The organism is Xanthobacter tagetidis (genome assembly GCF_003667445.1).
Classification (GTDB): domain Bacteria; phylum Pseudomonadota; class Alphaproteobacteria; order Rhizobiales; family Xanthobacteraceae; genus Xanthobacter; species Xanthobacter tagetidis.
On record NZ_RCTF01000013.1, the window covers coordinates 22,153 to 40,175 of the forward strand.

17 protein-coding genes are annotated in these 18,023 nt (G+C 69.6%); 7 read left to right on the forward strand and 10 right to left on the reverse strand.

Annotated elements, in window-relative coordinates; all coding sequences use genetic code 11:
• Positions 1-6 precede the first annotated feature (6 nt).
• Positions 7-1,428: a GGDEF domain-containing protein gene (locus D9R14_RS15370; protein WP_170168632.1), complete on the forward strand. Its 1,422-nt coding sequence runs from the start codon at positions 7-9 to the stop codon at positions 1,426-1,428.
• Between the two features lie 22 nt (positions 1,429-1,450).
• Here D9R14_RS15370 and D9R14_RS15375 read toward each other — a convergent pair whose 3' ends face one another.
• From D9R14_RS15375 to D9R14_RS15420, 10 genes are all read right to left on the reverse strand, one after another.
• Positions 1,451-1,972, reverse strand: coding sequence for a TIGR02444 family protein (locus D9R14_RS15375; protein WP_121624228.1), 522 nt, complete (start codon positions 1,970-1,972; stop codon positions 1,451-1,453).
• Positions 1,973-2,399: 427 nt separating this feature from the next.
• Positions 2,400-4,031 carry a benzoate-CoA ligase family protein gene (locus D9R14_RS15380; RefSeq protein WP_121624229.1) on the reverse strand — a complete coding sequence of 544 codons (1,632 nt, stop codon included), beginning with the start codon at positions 4,029-4,031 and terminating at the stop codon, positions 2,400-2,402.
• A 59-nt stretch (positions 4,032-4,090) separates the two neighbouring features.
• A complete protein-coding gene (locus D9R14_RS15385; RefSeq protein ID WP_121624230.1) occupies positions 4,091-4,699 on the reverse strand; it encodes a UbiX family flavin prenyltransferase in 609 nt (202 codons plus the stop codon).
• Positions 4,700-4,830: 131 nt separating this feature from the next.
• Complete coding sequence (locus D9R14_RS15390; RefSeq protein WP_170168633.1) at positions 4,831-6,312, reverse strand: UbiD family decarboxylase; 1,482 nt, start codon at positions 6,310-6,312, stop codon at positions 4,831-4,833.
• 99 nt (positions 6,313-6,411) lie between these two features.
• Entirely contained in the window at positions 6,412-7,179 is a 768-nt protein-coding gene (locus D9R14_RS15395) for an ABC transporter permease (RefSeq protein WP_121624232.1), read from the reverse strand.
• Positions 7,176-8,030, reverse strand: a complete 855-nt coding sequence (locus D9R14_RS15400) for an ABC transporter ATP-binding protein (RefSeq protein WP_121624233.1) — start codon at positions 8,028-8,030, stop codon at positions 7,176-7,178. The genes D9R14_RS15395 and D9R14_RS15400 overlap by 4 nt, the downstream gene beginning before the upstream one ends.
• Positions 8,031-8,059: 29 nt before the next feature.
• Entirely contained in the window at positions 8,060-9,136 is a 1,077-nt protein-coding gene (locus D9R14_RS15405) for an ABC transporter substrate-binding protein (RefSeq protein WP_210210861.1), read from the reverse strand.
• A gap of 154 nt (positions 9,137-9,290) precedes the next feature.
• Positions 9,291-9,803 (reverse strand): Rrf2 family transcriptional regulator, encoded by a 513-nt coding sequence (locus D9R14_RS15410; protein ID WP_170168634.1) that lies wholly within the window; start codon positions 9,801-9,803, stop codon positions 9,291-9,293.
• A gap of 166 nt (positions 9,804-9,969) precedes the next feature.
• The gene (locus tag D9R14_RS15415; protein WP_121624235.1) at positions 9,970-10,425 is read right to left on the reverse strand and encodes an Rrf2 family transcriptional regulator; all 456 of its coding nucleotides are present in this window, start codon (positions 10,423-10,425) and stop codon (positions 9,970-9,972) included.
• Between the two features lie 3 nt (positions 10,426-10,428).
• On the reverse strand, positions 10,429-10,914 hold the full coding sequence (locus D9R14_RS15420; protein WP_121624236.1) for a GNAT family N-acetyltransferase: 486 nt from the start codon (positions 10,912-10,914) through the stop codon (positions 10,429-10,431).
• A 138-nt stretch (positions 10,915-11,052) separates the two neighbouring features.
• On the opposite strand from D9R14_RS15420, the gene D9R14_RS15425 reads away from it, so the two are divergent.
• The 6 genes from D9R14_RS15425 (at position 11,053) to D9R14_RS15450 (ending at position 17,952) form a co-directional block, all read left to right on the forward strand.
• Positions 11,053-14,088: a xanthine dehydrogenase family protein molybdopterin-binding subunit gene (locus D9R14_RS15425; RefSeq protein ID WP_210313796.1), complete on the forward strand. Its 3,036-nt coding sequence runs from the start codon at positions 11,053-11,055 to the stop codon at positions 14,086-14,088.
• Complete coding sequence (locus D9R14_RS15430) at positions 14,085-14,912, forward strand: FAD binding domain-containing protein (protein ID WP_121624237.1); 828 nt, start codon at positions 14,085-14,087, stop codon at positions 14,910-14,912. Before D9R14_RS15425 ends, D9R14_RS15430 begins: the two co-directional genes overlap by 4 nt.
• On the forward strand, positions 14,900-15,415 hold the full coding sequence (locus tag D9R14_RS15435; protein ID WP_121624238.1) for a (2Fe-2S)-binding protein: 516 nt from the start codon (positions 14,900-14,902) through the stop codon (positions 15,413-15,415). The genes D9R14_RS15430 and D9R14_RS15435 overlap by 13 nt, the downstream gene beginning before the upstream one ends.
• Positions 15,412-16,500 carry an MBL fold metallo-hydrolase gene (locus tag D9R14_RS15440; protein WP_121624239.1) on the forward strand — a complete coding sequence of 363 codons (1,089 nt, stop codon included), beginning with the start codon at positions 15,412-15,414 and terminating at the stop codon, positions 16,498-16,500. Before D9R14_RS15435 ends, D9R14_RS15440 begins: the two co-directional genes overlap by 4 nt.
• 33 nt (positions 16,501-16,533) lie before the next feature.
• Positions 16,534-17,001 (forward strand): cupin domain-containing protein, encoded by a 468-nt coding sequence (locus D9R14_RS15445; RefSeq protein WP_121624240.1) that lies wholly within the window; start codon positions 16,534-16,536, stop codon positions 16,999-17,001.
• A 159-nt stretch (positions 17,002-17,160) separates the two neighbouring features.
• The gene (locus tag D9R14_RS15450; RefSeq protein WP_121624241.1) at positions 17,161-17,952 is read left to right on the forward strand and encodes an alpha/beta fold hydrolase; all 792 of its coding nucleotides are present in this window, start codon (positions 17,161-17,163) and stop codon (positions 17,950-17,952) included.
• Positions 17,953-18,023: the final 71 nt, after the last annotated feature.

Here is an 18,023-nt window from a genome sequence, read left to right on the forward strand (position 1 = left end):
GAGCGCATGGCGCAAGGGCATGGGGGATTGCGCCTGAAATGGGCAGCGGCTGCGATCCTGTTCGCGGTCGTGTTCGGCGCGAGCCTGTTCGGCATCCTGACGCGCACTTCGGGCTTTCTCGCCGCCTTCTGGCCAGCGAACGCGCTGCTGCTGGGACTGCTGGTGCGCTTTCCGCGCCTCGACACCGTCGGCGGATGGATCGGCGCCCTCCTGGGCTATCTTGCCGCCGATCTCCTGGCCGGCGGCGATCTGGTCAAGACCGTCTGGCTGACGGTGGCGAACCTCAGCGGCGTGGCGGTGGGCGTGACGCTGTTCGGCATGCTCAACGAGGAGGACCGCCGGCTGCGGCGCCCGCTCTCGGTGCTGTTCCTGTTCGGCATCTCCATGGGCGTCGGCGCCGCCGCGGCGGTGATCGGCGCGCCCGGAGTGCCGGCCTTCTTCGGCAAGGACCTCTATGTCGGCGCGGCGTTCTGGTTCGCCACCGAGACCACCAACGCGATCATCCTTCTGCCGGTCATCCTCACCGCACCCTGGCCGCCGCGCCTGCTGCGGCTGCGGCGGCTGGACGACCTGCGCGCCCTCGGCCAGAGGGCCGCACCGGTTGCCGCCCTCGTTGTGTCGCTGATCCTGGGGGCGCTCATCGGCGACCCGGGGGCGGCCAGCGGCGGTCCGGGGGCGCTGGCGTTTCCGGCGCCGGCCCTGCTGTGGTGCGCCCTGTCCTACTCGCTGTTCGGGACGGCGGTGCTGACCATGCTGGTCAGCATCTGGCAGCTCCTGTCGATGACCTACGGCCCGCTGGGGCCCGAGAATGCGCCGCTCGACAATGCCGCGGCGGTGGACCGCCTCGCCATCATGCTGCTGGCCCTCGGCCCGCTCACCGCCGCGAGCATCAACGCCGCCCGCAACGACCTGCTGAAGCGGCTCGAAGCGATCGCCACCTATGATTCCCTCACCGGGGCGCTCGCGCGCGCCGCCTTCCTGGAGCGGGCGAACCAGCACTTCGTCGATCCGGCGCGCGCGGCATCCGTCGCCGTGCTGATGCTCGACATCGACCGCTTCAAGCGGATCAACGACACCTATGGCCACGCCGCGGGGGACGTGGCGCTCGCGGCCGTGGCCGGCACCATCGGCAGCGCCCTCAGGGAGGGCGACCTGTTCGGCCGCATGGGCGGGGAGGAGTTCGCCATCGTCCTGCCGCGCGCCGCCGCCGACTCGGCGATGGTCGCCGAGCGGCTGCGGGCGGCGGTCGCGGCGATGGCCATTCCCATCGACGGGACGGCGTCGCTCACGCTGACGGTGAGCATCGGCGTCGCACGCCCCGCGAGGACCGCTCCGGCCGAACTCGACCGCCTTCTGGGCGCGGCCGATCGGGCGCTCTACCAGGCGAAGAACACCGGTCGCGACCGGGTCGTGTGCGTCGAAGGCTGATGCCCGCGCGGCGGCACGGGGATCAGCCCAGCGCCGCAGCCCGGCGGGCGATGAGGGCGATGGCCTCGTGCTCGGCCTCATCGGGCGTCCGGCCGGCGCTGGCGGCGACCACCGCCGCCATGGCCGCATGCGCTCGCGTCTCGGGCGTCCCGGACGCATCCGGCAGGCCGGCGGCGAGCGCCGACAGCGTGTCGAGCTCGATCAGCTCGGATTCGATCTCCACCTTCTTCAGCTTGTCGCGCAGCGCCTCGGTCACGGCAGAAGGACCGGGCGGCGGGCCGGACTTCAGGCGCTGGCGTACCGCGCGCAGCGCCTTCACCACCTCCACGTGCCAGGTCCCGACCGCTGCCTGCGCGGCGGCGAGCGCGGCCGCGTCCACGCGCGCCCCGCGCACGGCGCCGGCAAAGGCGGCGAACAGCAGCAGGTTCACGTCCACGGCGGCGCGGTCCTGCAGCACCAGGCAGGCGGGTGGCACGCCCTCGCTCGCATAGACCTTGAGCGCGAAGCGCGCGAGGTCGCTCGATCCAGGTCCGCTCTGGTCCATGGCAATCACCTCCCCTGCCGGCGCTCGGCCGCACGATGCGCCCCGCTTCCTCGCTCACCCCCGTCATGCCCCGGCTTGTCCGGGGCATCCACCCCGCCGTTTGCCCCACGCCTCGGTGCTCCAGCGCCGGAACGCCCGCTTGGCCGCCGGGTGGATCCCCCGGACAAGCCGGGGGATGACGGCGGCCTCCGGTTTTCCGGCGCCTCGTGCGGGCCGCAACGCCGGCGCTCCGGCGCCTCCGCGCCCCGCTTCCTCGCTCACCCCGTCATGCCCCGGCTTGTCCTGGGCATCCACCGCGCCGTTTGCCCCACGCCTCGGTGCTCCAGCGCCGGAACGCCCGCTTGGCCGCCGGGTGGATCCCCCGGACAAGCCGGGGGATGACGGGGCATGAGAATCGAAGGGCCTGGGCTGAAGCGAGGACTGCCCCCTACGCCCGCAGCACCTTGCGGTCCACCTTCAGCAGCGTGGTGCGCGGCAGCGCGTCGATATAGGCGAAGGCGGCGGGCACCTTGTAGCCGCCAAGGGGACGCACCTCGTCGCGCAGCCCCTGTTCGAGCTCCGGCGCGGGCGCCCGCCCGTCCTTCAGCACCACGAAGGCCTTCGGCTTCACGAGCCCGTCCTCATCCTCGAACGAAACAACCGCCGCTTCCTTCACCGCCGGATGGCGCATGAGGGCGGCCTCGATCTCCAGCGGCGAGACCCACAGGCCGCTGACCTTGAACACGTCGTTCTCGCGGCCGGCGAACCAGAAATAGCCGTCCTCGTCGAAGGTCAGGTTGTCGCCGCTGCGGGTCCAGCCGCCGATGAAGGTCTCGCGCGACTTCTCATACTTGCGCCAGTAGAAGAAGCAGGCGGTCTTGCTCCTGATCCACGCCTCGCCCGGCACGTTCGGCTCGGTGACCTCGTGCCCGTCCTCGTCCATGAGCTTGATCTCGTAGCCGAACACGGGCCGGCCCAGGCTGCCGCGCTTGAAGTCCTTCGGCCGGTTGGCGATCCACTCATAGGTCACTTCCGATGAGCCGATGGAATCGAGGATCTCGATGCCGAAACGGGCATGGAACGCCTCGAACAGATGCGGCGGGATCTTCTCCGAGGCGCTGGCGACGAAGGCGAGCGCCGGCGGCTTCGCGAAGTCGTCCTTGTCCTCGATGAAGTCGAGCAGGTTGCGCAGGATGGTGGGCACGGTGACGAGCTTCGTCACGCGCTCCTTGTCCAGGATGTCGAGCACCACGTCGGGCCGCGCCGGCTGGCGGGTGAGCACCGCGGTCGCCCCGTAATAGAGCGGGATCAGCACGCCAGGCCACAGACCATGGGTGAAGTATTTCTTGGACGAGGCGAACACCACGTCGTCGCGCGCATACTCCCAGAACGGCCCGTGCCGCTCCGGCACCACCAGGAAGTCGTGGGTGAGGTGGGTGATGCCCTTGGCCGGCCCCGTGGTGCCGCCGGAATAGAACATGTAGCACACGTCGTTGGCATGCCGCGTGGTGCCGGCGAAGGGCAGGTCCTGCCTCAGCGCCGCGAACTCCCGCACCTGCCGCCCGCCGACCTTGCCGGCGATGGCGCCCGCCTCGCCGCGCACCAGGATGCATTCCAGCGAGGACGGCAGGCGCTCGGCGATCTCCTCCAGCTTGCCCAGCTGCTCGGCGTCGATGAACAGCGCCCGCGCCCCGGTGTCGATGAGGAAATAGAGCAGGTCCTTGGCCTTGTAGAGGTCGGACACCACAGCCGGGACGAGGCCCGCATGGATGGCGCCGAGCCACATGGCCACGTATTCGGCGCTGTCGGTGCCGAACAGCAGCACCCGCTGCTCGGGCTGGAGGCCGGCATCGAGCAGGCCGCCCGCGCTGGCGCGCACCAGCGCGTCGAGGGCGCGGTAGGAGATCGCCGCGCCGTCGATGACGAGCGCGGTCTTGGCGGCGGTGACGGGGTCCGCGAGGTGCCGGCCGATCAGCGTCTCGATCGGGTCGAGCCAGTCGGGAACCTCTGGGTCACGGAACGCGCGCCAGTCGGCGCAATACAGGCGGTCCTTGGCGGACGCCGTCGGGTGGTCGAGCATCTTCTTTTGTCTCCATCGGCGCCGTGCCGATGCCTTCGTCTTCGCGGGCGCGTCGGGGTTCAGTCGCGGTTCGTCGGCGTGAGCGCGGACAGATCGAGGCTGGTGTCGGCCTCGGTCCAGCGCTTGACGATGCCGGCGTCGAAGCCGAACAGGTCGAGCGCCCGCCCGACGCTCTGGTTGATGATGTCGTCGATGGTCTTGGGCCGGTGGTAGAAGCCCGGCACCGGCGGCATGATGATCGCCCCGTTGCGCGTCGCCTGGTCCATCACCGCGATGTGGCCGGCATGGAGCGGCGTCTCGCGGAACATGACGACGAGGCGGCGCCGCTCCTTCAGCACCACGTCGGCGGCGCGCGCGATCAGGTCGCCGGAATTGCAGTGGGCGATGGAAGAGAGCGTCTTCACCGAGCAGGGCGCCACCAGCATGCCCTCGGTGCGGAACGAGCCCGAGGCGATGGAGGCGCCGATGTCCTTGTAGTTGTGCAGCACATCGGCGAGCGCCTTGAGCTGGTCCCAGGTGACGTCGGTCTCCTCCATCAGCGTGCGCTGGGCGGAGGGCGAGACCACCAGATGGGTCTCCACGTCCGGTATGGCCCGCAGCACCTGCAGCGCGCGCACGCCGTAGATGGCGCCCGAGGCGCCGGACATGGCGATGATGAGACGCTTCATACTTCAACTCCCAACCGTGCGGCGCCGTATCATGGACGGCGAGCCCGCCCCGCCGCGCGCCCTCAAGGCTGCGGCGAGACGGGCGATGATGGAGCCTGCGCCACCGGCGGGCGGCGGCGCGGGCGATGGCGTCAGAAGCCGTATTCCTTCCAGCGGCTGTTCACGAGCTCCCAGTCCTGCGGCTCGGGCATCACCGAGCGGGGATAGCGATCACCCTGGTAGTTCGCTTCCGGTTCGAAATCGAGATTGATGGTGGCATCGATCAGCACGCGGCACCACTTGCCGGTGCCGTACATGTTGGTGTCGCGGTACTTGAGGCGGGTCGAGGGGTCGAGCGCCGAGCCGAACGTGCCGGGGAAGAAGACGATGTCGTCCTCCGCCGCGTTCACGCGGTAGGCGAACGCCCAGTCGAGCGCGCCGTAGTCGTGGATGTCGATGTCCTCGTCCACCACCCAGATGTGCTTGTAGCGCAAGTGCGCGGCATTCGAGCCCCAGATGGCGCAGGCCGCCTGCTTGGCCTGGCCGCGATAGGTCTGGCGCAGCTGGATGATGAGGGTGGTCCCGTTGTTGGCCGGCGGGCAGTGCACGTCGGTCACGCCCGGCACGCCGGAGCGCTCCAGGATGTTCCAGGCGAGCGCGGCGCGCTGCACCGAGCTCATCACGGAATTCTCGTTCAGCATCTTCGGCATGGTCCCTTCGAGGGTGCCGCGGAAGATGGGGTTGTTGCGGTGGGTGATGGCCGTCACCCGCACCGTGTGCTTGAGGCACTGGTCGCCGCCGAAATAGCCCGTGTACTCGCCGAACGGGCCTTCCAGCTCGAAGGTGGAGGGATCGTTGGAGATCCAGCCCTCGATGACGATCTCGGCGCTGGCCGGCACCTTGAGCGGCACGGTCTCGCAGTCCACCAGTTCTACCGGCGCGCCGCGCAGCGCGCCCATGACGTCGTACTCGGACACGTCGGGCGGAATCGGCGAGGAGGCGCAGAACGGCAGGCAGGGCTCCCAGCCATAGATGAAGGCCACCGGCATTTCCTTGCCCTGGCCATTATACTTGGCGAAGTCCTGGCCCCAGTTCTGCGGCCGCCACAGGAGCACCGGCAGGGTGTTCTTCTGGCCGATCATGCCGCGATACATGCCGACATTGAGGCGGCCGGTCTCCGGGTCGGCGGTCACCGTGCCCTGCATGGTGTTGATGTAGCGCCCGCCGTCGAGGCGGTGCCAGCGCGGCACGGGGAACTCGAACAGGTTGATGTCGTCGCCCTTGAGGATGTTCTCCTTCACCGGGCCGGTCGCCACCGTGACGGGGGGGATGCGGCTCGCATAGGCCTTGCGGGCGGCCTTCACGAGGTCGGTGATGGGCGCGTCCGGCGGCAGGCCGAACATCATGGCGACGCGCGAATACTTCGACAGGCCGCCGGTGAACAGCTGGGTGCAGCGGCCGTCCTTGTAGTCCTTGATGTTCTTGAACAGGAGAGCGGGACCGTCACCGTTGCCGAAGGCCTTTCGGGTGATCGTTCCCAGCTCGCAATCCCAGTCCACCTCGCTGGTGATCTCCTTCAGCTCGCCGGCCTGGCGCAGGTGATCGATCCAACCCCGCAAATCACCGAATTGCATCTTGCTACTCCCTTGGGACCATGCGCGTTTATGGTTCTCTGGTGCCGGCGCGCTCCCCGGCATCATGCTTCCCGTGGCGGGCCGATGGCGGGCGTGACGTCAGCCGCGTGCGCGCTTCCAGGGAACGAGGAATTTCTCCAGCTCGTCGGTGACGAGCGACAAAGCAAAACCGATGAGGGCGATGACGACGAGGCCGACATACATGGTCTCGACGGAGAGGATCTGCCACGCGTTCCAGATCATGTAGCCGATGCCGGAATCGGCGCCGATCATCTCGGCGATGGCGATCAGGATGAGGCCCATGCCGAGTCCGAGCTTCACCCCCGCGAGGATCGGCGGCAGGGCGCCGGGAATGGCGACGGTGCGGAACAGCTGCCAGCGGCTGGCGCGGAAATTCTTCGCCACATCCATGTAGATGCGGTCGATATTGGCGACGCCGGCCTGGGCGTTGATGAGCACGGGATAGAACACGCCCATGGCCACCATGACGATCTTCGACGCCTCGCCGAGGCCGAAGATCAGCAGGATCAGCGGGAACACGGCGCTCTTGGGGATCGGATAGGTGGCCGACACGAGAGGGTCGATGGCGATGCGCACCGGGCGCGAGAGCCCGGCGGCGATGCCGAGCACCAGCGCCGGGATGCCGCCGACGATGAAGCCGGCGAACAGCCGCCACAGGCTCGCCTGGAGGTTCACCCACAGCTCGCCCGAGGCCGAGAGCGCCCACATGCGCACCAGGATGGCGGAGGGGGCGGGGAAGAAGCGGGTGTCGATCCACCCGGCCTTCGCCGCCAGCTCCCACAGCAGGAACAGCGCCAAGGGCGAGCCGAAGGCCAGCAGGCGGTCGTTCAGCGCCGCGCGGGTCATGCCTCGCCCTCCTCCTGTTCCTGGAGCTTGGCGGCCCGCACCTCCTCGCGCAGATATTCCCAGATGCGGAACACGAACGCGCCGTAGACCGGGTCGCCGCGCAGGGCCACCACGTCGCGCGGCCGGCCGAACGGGTTGTCGAGGATCGCCTTGGAACGCCCCGGATGGGCGGTCATCACCATGATGCGGTCGGAGAGGGTGACCGCCTCGTCCACCGAGTGGGTGATGAAGACGACGGTCTTCTTGGTCTCCTCCCAGATGCGCAGCAGCTCCTGGTGCAGCAGCATCTTGTTCTGCTCGTCGAGGGCCGAGAACGGCTCGTCCATGAGCAGGATGTCGGGATCGTTGGCGAAGGCGCGGCAGATGGAGACGCGCTGGCGCATGCCGCCGGAAAGCTGGTGCGGGTAGCGGTCGCGGAAGCGCCAGAGGCCGGTGGTCTCCAGCAGCGGGCGCACCCGCTCGGCGATCTCCGCCTTGGAGCGGCGGCGCATGGCGAGGCCGTAGGCGGCGTTGTCGTAGACGCTCATCCAGGGAAAGATGCTGTCGCCCTGGAACACCATGGAATTGGTGGGCCGCCCCGCATCGTTCGGCGCGATGGCGATGGTGCCCGAGGTCGGCTCTTCCAGCCCGGCGAGGATGCGCAGGAGCGTGGTCTTGCCGCAGCCGCTCGGCCCGACGATGACGAAGAACTCGCCGGGCGCGATATCGACGCTGATGCCGTCGACGGCGGCGAACGTGCCGAAGCGCTTCACCAGCCGCTCGACGCGGATCTTGGGTGGCGGCGGCGCCGCCGCCTCCAGGGACGTGGCCGCGTCCAGGGCCACGGAGAGCTGCAGTTCGGCAGCGCGCATCGGCTCGCCTCCCTTGGCCGGGGCCGGCGTCAGGTGCGCTGGCCCTTGTAGGGACCGAGCTGCTTGAGCGCATACTCCACGAACGAGCCGTCGATCACGCTCTCGACGTTCGGGTCGAAGTCGAGGAAGCCCTGCTCGCGATAGAAGGCGGCGTCCTTCTTCAGGCTGTCGACGTTGACTCCGCCATTGGGATTGATGCCGGTGGGCACGATGCGGGAGAAGATGCCCTTGTCGTCCACCTTCATGTCCTCGCCGAGGATGCGCACCACCTCCGGGCCGTTGGGGCCGGCGAAGCGGCTGTCCTTGAGCGCGTCGTTGTAGAAGTGCGCCGCCTTCACGTAGGCCAGCATGAAGCGGCGGCCGAGGTCGGCCTTCTTGGTGATGAAGTCGTCGCCGTAGAGCAGCACGGCGATCTGCTGGTTGGGGTAGAGCTCGTCGTTCCAGTAGCGCACCGCATCGCCGCGCTCCACGGCTATGGTGGCGCCGGGCTCGGGCAGGATGCAGCCGTCGATCGCCTTGTTGGCGAGCGCGGGCACGTGCTGCGGATAGCCCATATAGACGTGGCTCACGTCCTTGTAGGTGAGCCCGCCCTTCCTCAGGGCCGCGTTCAGCGTCGCGCCCGGCGAGCCGCCCGGCGCCGCCTCGGCGATCTTGAGGCCCTTGAGGTCGGCGAACGACTTCACCTGGCCGCTGTCGACCAGGTCCTTGCGCACCAGCAGCGGCATGTAGGCATAGCCGGGCGGTGAGGAGCCCTTGTCGGCGGTGATCTTGATGTTGATGCCGCGCTTGACCGCGTTGAACAGGCCGGCCGAGGAGGCGCCGACGCCGATGTCGAGCTGGCCGGCGCCGAGCGGCGCAATGATCTTGGGGCCGCCGTCGAAGGTGACGAACTCGATGGCGATGCCCTGGTCTTTGAAATAGCCGTGCTCGTTGGCGATGAAGAACACCGCGTCGGACACCACGCCGCCGGCGCGGCCCACTTTGATGGTGGTCAGTCCCTGGGCCGCGGCGGGGCTGAGGATCGAGGGCGCGGCGAGCGCTCCGACCCCTGCGGCAGCCATGGTCTTGAGATACTGGCGGCGTGAGATGGAGCTGTGCAAAGCCATCCAACATTCCTCCCGTGCGGCGTCTGTCGCGCCAAGCAGGGTGTGCCCTGCCATTGCGCGATAAGGTTTCACTATCAAATTTGGTAGTCAAGTGCGGAAATGCGCATATTTGAACGCGCCGCGCCTTCGCGGTCGGCAGGCGGCGCGGCGGCGGTCAGCCGGATGCGACGTGGGGCGCGGGTTCGGCGGCCGGCAGAGCCTCCGCTTCGAGGGTGGCCACCAGTGACTGGATCGTGATCGTGCCCAAGGCGGCCTCGCAGAGGCGGCGCGCCTCGACGATCCGCTGCGCCACCGCACGCGCCACGGCGGTTTCCGGCCCCTCGGCCGCCGCCGCGTCGGGCGACGGGAACAGGCGCATCACGTCGCCGAGCGAGAGCCGGCGCGGGTTCGCGCACAGGGCCCAGACGCCCCCGGCGCCGGGCGCCGGACGCAGGATGCCGGCGTCCTCCAGCACGGCGGCGATGCACGCAAGCTCCAGCCGCGGGATGCCGTAGCGGGCGCCGATCTCGACCAGCGGCACCCGCGCGCCGGGCCGCAAAGCGAGTTCGGCCACCAGCCAGGCAGCGGACCGCGCGCGGCTGCCGCCGAATGCCCTGTGCGCCGGACCGCCTTCGGCGGCGACCGCCGCCCCGTCCCACCCGTTCGCCGTCGCCAGCAGGGCGCCCATGCCGACCTCCTCCATTTTTAGTCTAGTAGTTCTATCGATAAACTAAACCATAAGGCAAGCCAAAGCGATCCCGCGCCCTGCGGGCTATTTCGTTAAATTCAGCAGTCTGTTAGGGACCCTGCCCGGCCGACCTGCGGCAGGACGACGCGGCAATCACTCGGCGCGATTAGCCGGCATCGGTGAGGTTGCGCCGCTTCTCGGCGGCACCGGCGCTGTTCGCCCGGGCATCGGCGCGGCGGGCATTGTTGATGATGGTCTGGATCGTCACGGAGCGCAGAGTGGCGGAGGTGATGCGGTCGATCTCGCCCAGCACCCGCGCCACCTCGCTCGCCACCGGCGTGTCGGCGCCCTGGCCGTCGGCCGGGGCGTCCTCCTCGAACAGGGCGATGATGTCGTGCAGCGTCAGGCGGTTGGCATTGCCGATGAAGGTGCAGCCCCCGGCCGGGCCGCGGGTGGAGGAGACGATGCGGGCGCGCGACAGCGTGCGCAGCACCTTCGCCAAATGGTGCTGGGAGATGCGGTATTTCGCGGCCAGTTCGCTCGCCGCAATCTGCTCGCCGGGACGCGAGGCAAGCTCGACGATGGACCAGATGGCATAGCGGGTCGCCTGGTGCAGCTTCATGGCTCAGGCGTCGCCCGGTCCGGAGGAAATGCCCATCTCCAGCTCGATGAACGGCCCGGCGGTCATGCCGTGGCTGCGGAAGAACGAGATCAGGAGATGGTCGTCGATGTGCAGCATGGTGCGCATGGTGTGGACGCCGAGGCGCCGGAAGCGCTCCTGCAAGGCATTGAAAAGCAAGGTTCCGATGCCAGCGAGCCGCACGTCCTTGCGCACGCCGATGGCGAACAGCCAGCCGCACGGCGGCGAGCCGAACTCCCAGGCGCGCACCTCGCCCACCACATAGCCGACCACCGCGCCGTCATGGCGCGCGACCATGAAGGTGCGCTGCGCGCCGGTCATCACCGGCGCGTAATAGCCGTACCAGGTTTCCGGCTTCTGGATGCCGGTGAGGTCGGAGTCGATGGCGATGATGGCGGGCAGGTCGTCGAACTGCGCCTCCTCGATCGCCACCTTCTCCTCCAGCGTGCGCAGGAGATTCGCTTCGATCATCGGTTTCCCATAAACCTTTCACTGGGCGACGGCGAGCCCACGTTCCGTAGCATATTCGTATTATGATACGAAATTACTTTACACAATCTCCGTCGCCATGTTACCCGCTGATTTCAGTCGCCGTCCCGGAGGTTTGCATTGTCCGCCCCAGCCATTCGCAGCGCGCAGGCTGAAGCGCCGTCCCGCCCGCCCCGAGCAAAGGACCGGCAGTCCTCCTCCCCTCTCGGTCAGCCGATCCCGCGCAAGGAGGACGAAGCGCTCCTGCGCGGCCGCGGCCGCTATGCCGACGACGTGCCCGCCCCCGCCGGCACGCTGCACGCTTACGTGGTGCGCTCACCCATACCCCACGGCCTGATCCGCCGCATAGATGTCTCGCGCGCCCTGGCGCTGCCGGGCGTCCACGCGGTGCTCACGGGCGAGGACGTGGCGCGCCTGTCCGATCCGTTCCTGGTGGCGCTCAAGCAGCCGATCCCGCAATGGACGCTGGCGGTGGAGCGGGTGCGCTTCGTCGGCGAGCCGGTGGCGCTGGTGCTGGCCGAGGACCGCTACATCGCCGAGGACGCCAGCGAGCTGGTGGACATCGCCTACGAGCCCCTGCCCGCCATCGTCGATCCCGAGGAGGCGGTCGCCGAGGGCGCGCCGCTGGTGCATCCCGACTGCAAGTCCAACGAGGTGTCGCGCCGCGACTTCACCTATGGCGACCCGGACAAGGCCTTCGCCGAGGCGGACAAGGTGGTGAAGCTGCGGGTGGACTATCCGCGCAACTCCTTCATGCCCATGGAATGCTTCGTGGTGGTGGCGCAGTTCCGCCCCTCCGACGGCAGCTTCGACGTGCTCGCCAACTTCCAGGGCCCGTTCAGCGCCCATCCGGTGATGGCGCGCGCGCTGCGCGTGTCGGGCGCCAAGCTGCGCCTGCGCACCCCGGCGGATTCCGGCGGCTCGTTCGGCATCAAGCTCTCGGTGTTCCCCTTCGTGGTGCTCATGGGCCTTGCCGCGCGCATCTCCGGCCGGCCGGTGAAGTGGGTGGAGGACCGCTACGAGCACCTGCTCGCGGCGAGCTCCGGCCCCAACCGCGTCACCCACATCGAGGCGGCGGTAAAGAACGACGGGCGCATCACCGCCTTGCGCATGGACCAGATGGAGGACTACGGCGCCTTCCTGCGTGCGCCCATGCCCGGCCCGCTCTACCGCATGCACGGCGCCACCACCGGCGCCTACGACGTCCCGAACCTCTACGTGGTCAACCGCGTGGTGCTCACCAACAAGGCGCCCGCCGCGCTGATCCGCGGCTTCGGCGGGCCCCAGCTCTATCTCGGTCTCGAACGCCTGGTGCAGCGCATCGCGCTCGCGCTCGACATGGACGTGCTGGACGTGATCCGGAAGAATCTCGTCCCCTCCGGCGCCTTCCCCTACCGGGCGGCGGCGGGCGCGCTCTACGATTCCGGCGACTACCCGCTGTGCGTCGACATCGCCACCGGCGAGGGGCGGCTCGAAGACCTGAAGCGCCGGCGCGACGCCGCCCGCGCCAAGGGCCGGCACTACGGCATCGGCTTCGCCGCCGTGGTCGAGCCCTCCATGTCGAACATGGGCTACCTCTCCACCATGATCCCGGCGAGCGCGCGCGAGCGCGCCGGGCCGAAGAACGGCGCGGTCTCGCTCGCCACGGTGAACGTCGACCCGCTCGGCACGGTCTCGGTCACCGCCGACCTCACGGTGCAGGGCCAGGGCCACGAGACCGTCATCTCGCAGATCGTGTGCGACCAGCTCGGCCTGAAGATGGACGACGTGGTGGTGAACCTGGAGATGGACACGGTGAAGGACCAGTGGTCCATCGCCGCCGGCACCTATTCCTGCCGCTTCTCCCCCGGCACCGCGGTGGCGGTGCACCACGCCGCCGGCGCTATCCGCGACAAGCTCGCCCGCATCGCCGCCAACCAGCTCAACGTGCTGCCGGAGGACATCGAGTTCGTCGACGGCATGATCCGCTCGAAGACCAACCCGGACAACGGCCTCGCCTTCGCCCGCGTCGCCGGCACCGCCCACTGGTCGCCGGTGATGCTGCCGGACGGCATGGCGCCGGGCCTGCGCGAGACCGCCACCTGGGCGCCGCCGGAACTGGAGCCGCCCTCCGGCGACGACCGCATCAACACGTCGCTGGCCTACGGCTTCGTGTTCGACATGTGCGGCGTCGAGATCGACCCCGACACCTGGGAGGTGCGGGTCGACCGCTACGTCTCCATGCACGACGCCGGCCGGCTGCTGAACCCGCTGATCGCGGAAGGGCAGATCCGCGGCGCCTTCGTGCAGGGCCTCGCCACGGCGCTTTACGAGGAGTTCCGCTACGACGACAAGGGCGGCTTCCTCACCGGCACGCTCGCCGACTACCTGATCCCCACCGTCACCGAGGTGCCGGAGATCGAGCTCCTGCACATCGAGAGCCCGAGCCCGTTCACCGCGCTCGGCGCTAAGGGCCTCGCCGAGGGCAATTGCATGTCGACGCCGGTGTGCATCGCCAATGCGGTGGCGGACGCGCTGGGCATCGAGCACGTGCCGCTGCCGGTCACGCCCATGCGGCTCCACGCCCTCATGGCCGGCCCCGAAAAGACCCCGCCGCGCCAGGCGAAGGCGACCTCCACCGCCGCGACCGCGGCCAAGCGCGAGGGCGCGCGCGAGCTGACCGGCTCGGGCGCCGTCACCATCGGCGCGCCGGTGGCGCAGGTGTGGCGCGCGCTGCTCGATCCGGAGAACCTGAAGGCCACCATTCCCGGCTGCCATGCGCTCGACGTGGTGGGCGAGAACGACTACCGCGCCGAGGTCTCGCTGGGCGTCGGGCCGGTGAAGGGCCGCTTCCGCGCCGAGGTGCGGCTGTCCGACCTCGATCCCGAGCGCTCGGGCCGCCTGTCCGGCGGCATCACCGGGCCGCTGGGCGACGCCTCGGGCGCCGGCATGCTGCGCCTGGAGCCCATCGAGGGCGGAACGCGCATCTCCTACGACTACGAGGTGGCCGTGGGCGGGCGCGCCGCCGCCATCGGCGGGCGCCTGCTGGACGGCGCCGCCGACCTCGTCATCCGCCAGTTCTTCGAGCGCTTCGCATCGCGCCTCGGCGCGTCCTCGGGCGCGCCGTCCGCCTCCTGGTGGAACCGCCTCACCTCCGCGCTCCGGAAGCCCCAATGAAGCCCCGTCCCTTCACCTATCTCCGCCCCGACACGGTGGCGGAGGCGGCCGAGGCCCTTTCCGAATGGAAGGAGGCCGCCCGCGTCATGGCCGGCGGGCAGACGCTGATCGCCATGCTCAACCTGCGCCTCGTGGACTGCGAGGCCATCGTCGACATCTCGCGCGTGCCGGAGCTGTCCGCCATCACCCGCACCAAGACCCATCTGGAGATCGGCGCGGCGGTGACGCAGAACCGCGTGCTGTCGCGCCCCGAGCTGGCGCAGGAGGTGCCGCTGCTCGCCAAGGCGCTGCCCTGGGTCGGCCACTTCCAGACCCGCAACAAGGGCACGGTCTGCGGCTCCATCGCCCATGCCGACCCCTCGTCCGAGCTGCCGCTCTCGCTCGCGCTCCTGGGCGGCGAGGTGGTGCTGCGCTCCACGCGCGGCACCCGCGTGCTGAAGGCGGCCGAGTTCCAGCGCGGCCTGCTCTCCACCGCCCGCGAGCCGGACGAACTGGTGACCGCCGTGCGCTTCCCGCTCGGCGCCAAAGGCGAGGGCACCGGCTTCCGCGAGGTGGCGCGGCGCCATGGCGACTTCGCCATCGTCTCGCTCGCCGCCCGCGCCCGTGCGGACGCCATCGACCTCGGCATCGGCGGCGTCGCCGACCGGCCGGCGGTGCGCACCATCCCGCGCGCCGATCTCTCCCGCCTCGACGACATCGTCGATGCGCTGGCCGCCGAGCTGGGCGGCTTCGAGGACATCCACGCCACCGCGCGCTACCGGCGCGATCTGGTGCGCCGGCTCGCCCGGCCCGTGATCGATGAGGCCCTGTCATGCTCCGCATAGCCCCCGGCGAGCGCACGCTCGTGACGTTCGAGCTGGATGGCCGCCCGGTCTCCGGCCATGTGGAGCCGCGCATGCTGCTGAGCGACTTCCTGCGCCAGGTGGCGGGCGCCACCGGCACCCATGTGGGGTGCGAGCACGGCGTGTGCGGCTGCTGCACCGTGCTGCTCGACGGCGCCGCCTCGCGCTCCTGCCTCACGCTGGCGGTGCAGGCGCACGGCCGCTCCGTCGGCACGGTGGAGGGCCTCGCCCCGGGCGAGCAGGCGCTCAACGCGCTCCAGGCCGCCTTCCGCAAGCACCACGCCTTGCAGTGCGGCTTCTGCACGCCGGGCATCCTGATGTCGTTCACCGACTTCCTGGCGCGCAATCCCGCGCCCACCGAGGACCAGGTTCGCGATACCCTGTCCGGCCACATCTGTCGCTGCACCGGCTACGCCCCCATCGTCGCCGCGGTGATGGAGGCCGCCCGCACGCTGCGCGGCGACGCCACGGAGAACGCCGCATGAGTGCCGAGACCATCGCGCCCGCAAGCGCACACACCAGCGCCCAGACCCACGCCTCGCCCGCGTTCGCGGAGATCGACCGCCCGTTCGCGCGCATCACCGAAGTGGCGGACGGCATCATCCGCTTCGACACGCCGGTGCCGTTCCGCGGCCTGCGCCAGGTCAATGTCTGGCTGATCCGCGACGGCGACGGCTGGACCCAGGTGGATTGCGGCTATGGCGAGCCGCGCGTGCAGGAGGCGCTGGAGGAGGCGTGGCGCACCGTGCTCGGCGGCAAGCCGGTGACGCGCCTCATCGTCACCCACTTCCACCCGGACCATTCCGGCAATTGCCGCTACATCTCCGAGCGCTGGAACGTGCGCCCGCACATGACCCAGCTCGAATGGATGTGCGCCAACCTCGCGGTGAAGGACAGCTTCACCGACGACATCGCCTCGCGCTCGCGCTTCTACGCCCGCAACGGCGCCGCACCGGAGAAGGTGGCGCAGTTCGACGCCGAGGTGCTGCCCTATTCCGACGGCGTGGCACTGCCGGAGGCCGCCCGCCGCATCGCCGACCGCGGCACGCTCCAGATCGGCGGCGACGACTGGCACATCCTCACCGGCGGCGGCCACTCGCCGGACCTCGCCGGCCTCTATTGCCCGAAGCGCAAGGTCTACATCTCCGGCGACCAGCTTTTGCCGAAGATCACCACCAATGTCAGCGTCTGGCAGGTGGAGCCGGAGGCCGACCCGCTGGGCGAGTTCATGGCCTCGCTCGGGCGCATGGAGGAGCGCGTCGGCGCCGACTTCCTGGTGCTGCCGTCCCACGGCGACCCGTTCCAGGGCCCGAACGACCGCATCGCCGTGCTGCGCGAGCACCACCACGCCCGCCTCGACACGGTGCGCGACGCGATCCGCGCCCACGGCGGCACGGCGTCGGCCGGCGACTGCCTCGCCGCCATGTTCTCGCGCCCGCTGGACGGCCACCAGCTCGGCTTCGCCATGGGCGAGGCCATCGCCCACCTCAATCATCTCGTCGAGCTCGGCGAGGCCGAGCGCCTCGTGGGCAATGACGGCATCACCCGCTTCCACCTTCTCAACCGCTAATCGGCGGGCAACGCCCTTTCAGGAGGAAACTTCATGAGCGACATCAAGCGCGAGGTCGTCACCATCTTCGGCAAGAACGTGGTGCTCGCCCACAAGGACAGCCCGATCGCCAATGAGGGCGTGCTGGAGAATGCGGACATCTTCCGCATGTTCAACATCTTCTCCGAGCACTTCCAGCCGTCCAACCGCAACAAGGCGGACGGCACGCCGCTGCGCCTCTACACCTCCGACAAGGTGAAGGTGGACCTCTCCAAGCGGTCGAAGGAAGACATGGGCTTCTGGCACCGCAACATCGACGCCCACGAGATCATCTTCTGCGTGAAGGGCTCCCTGAAGTGGGAGACCGAGATGGGCACCCGCATCATGAAGGAGGGCGACATGCTCTTCATCCCCAAGGGCATCGCCCACCGCTCCATGCTCGCGCCCGAGAGCGCTCCGGAGAACGTGCTCATCGAGCTGAAGATCTCCGACGACCTCACCTATGTGGGCGACAACAGCTGACCTTACTGCACCTGCCGCCATGCCCCGGCTCGTCCGGGGCCTCCACGGGGCCGGCCGCGCCCGCCGCGCGGGGCGCGGGCCGCGCCGCAGGGCGGGTTCGCCGGACACGCCGGGGAATAACGGGAAGCGGGATAAGCTGTTTCAGATAAAGAGGCCGACATGCTTGTGAAGACCAGGAACGGGACCGAGCTGAACGTCGAGATCGACGGTCCCGAGGGCGCGCCGTGGGTGACCTTCTCCCACGCGCTCGCCAACAATCTGCATCTGTGGGACGCCGTGGCGGCGAGCCTCAAGGACCGCTACCGCGTGCTGCGCTACGACCAGCGCGGCCACGGCGACAGCCCGGCGGTGCCCGGCCCCTACACCTTCCCGGAGCTTGAGGCGGACGCCATCGGCCTGCTCGACGCGCTCGGCATCGAGAAGACCCACTGGGTGGGGCTCTCCATCGGCGGCATGCTGGGCTACGGCCTCGCCATGAACCATCCGGACCGGATCATCACGCTCATCGCCTGCGACTCGCGCCCGGATGCGCCGCCGGACTATGCGGCCTATTTCCAGCACCGCATCGACCTCGCCGCCGAGGGCGGCATGGAGGCGGTGGTGGAGCCCTCCATCGAGCGCTGGTTCACGCCCGAGACGCGGGCCAAGAACCCGCCGGAGCTGGACAAGGTGCGCGCCATGATCCGCAAGGCGACCCCGGTCGGCCACGCCGGCTGCTGCGAGGCGCTGAAGACGCTCTCCTACGGCCCGCGCCTCCACGAGATCCGCGTGCCCGTGCTGGTGCTCGGCGGCGCGAAGGACAAGGGCGCCCCGCCGGCGATCCTCGCCGAGGCGGCAGCCAAGATCCCCGGCGCCGAGCATGCGGTGATCCCCGACGCCGGCCACATCACCCCGGCCGAGAACCCGCCCGCCTTCATCGCCACCGTGACGGACTATCTCGCGCGGCATTGAGCGCGCGGAGCTGAACGGAGCACGGCTGCGAAGCCCGCGCCATTCCCTCTCCCGCTTGCGGGGGAGGGCCA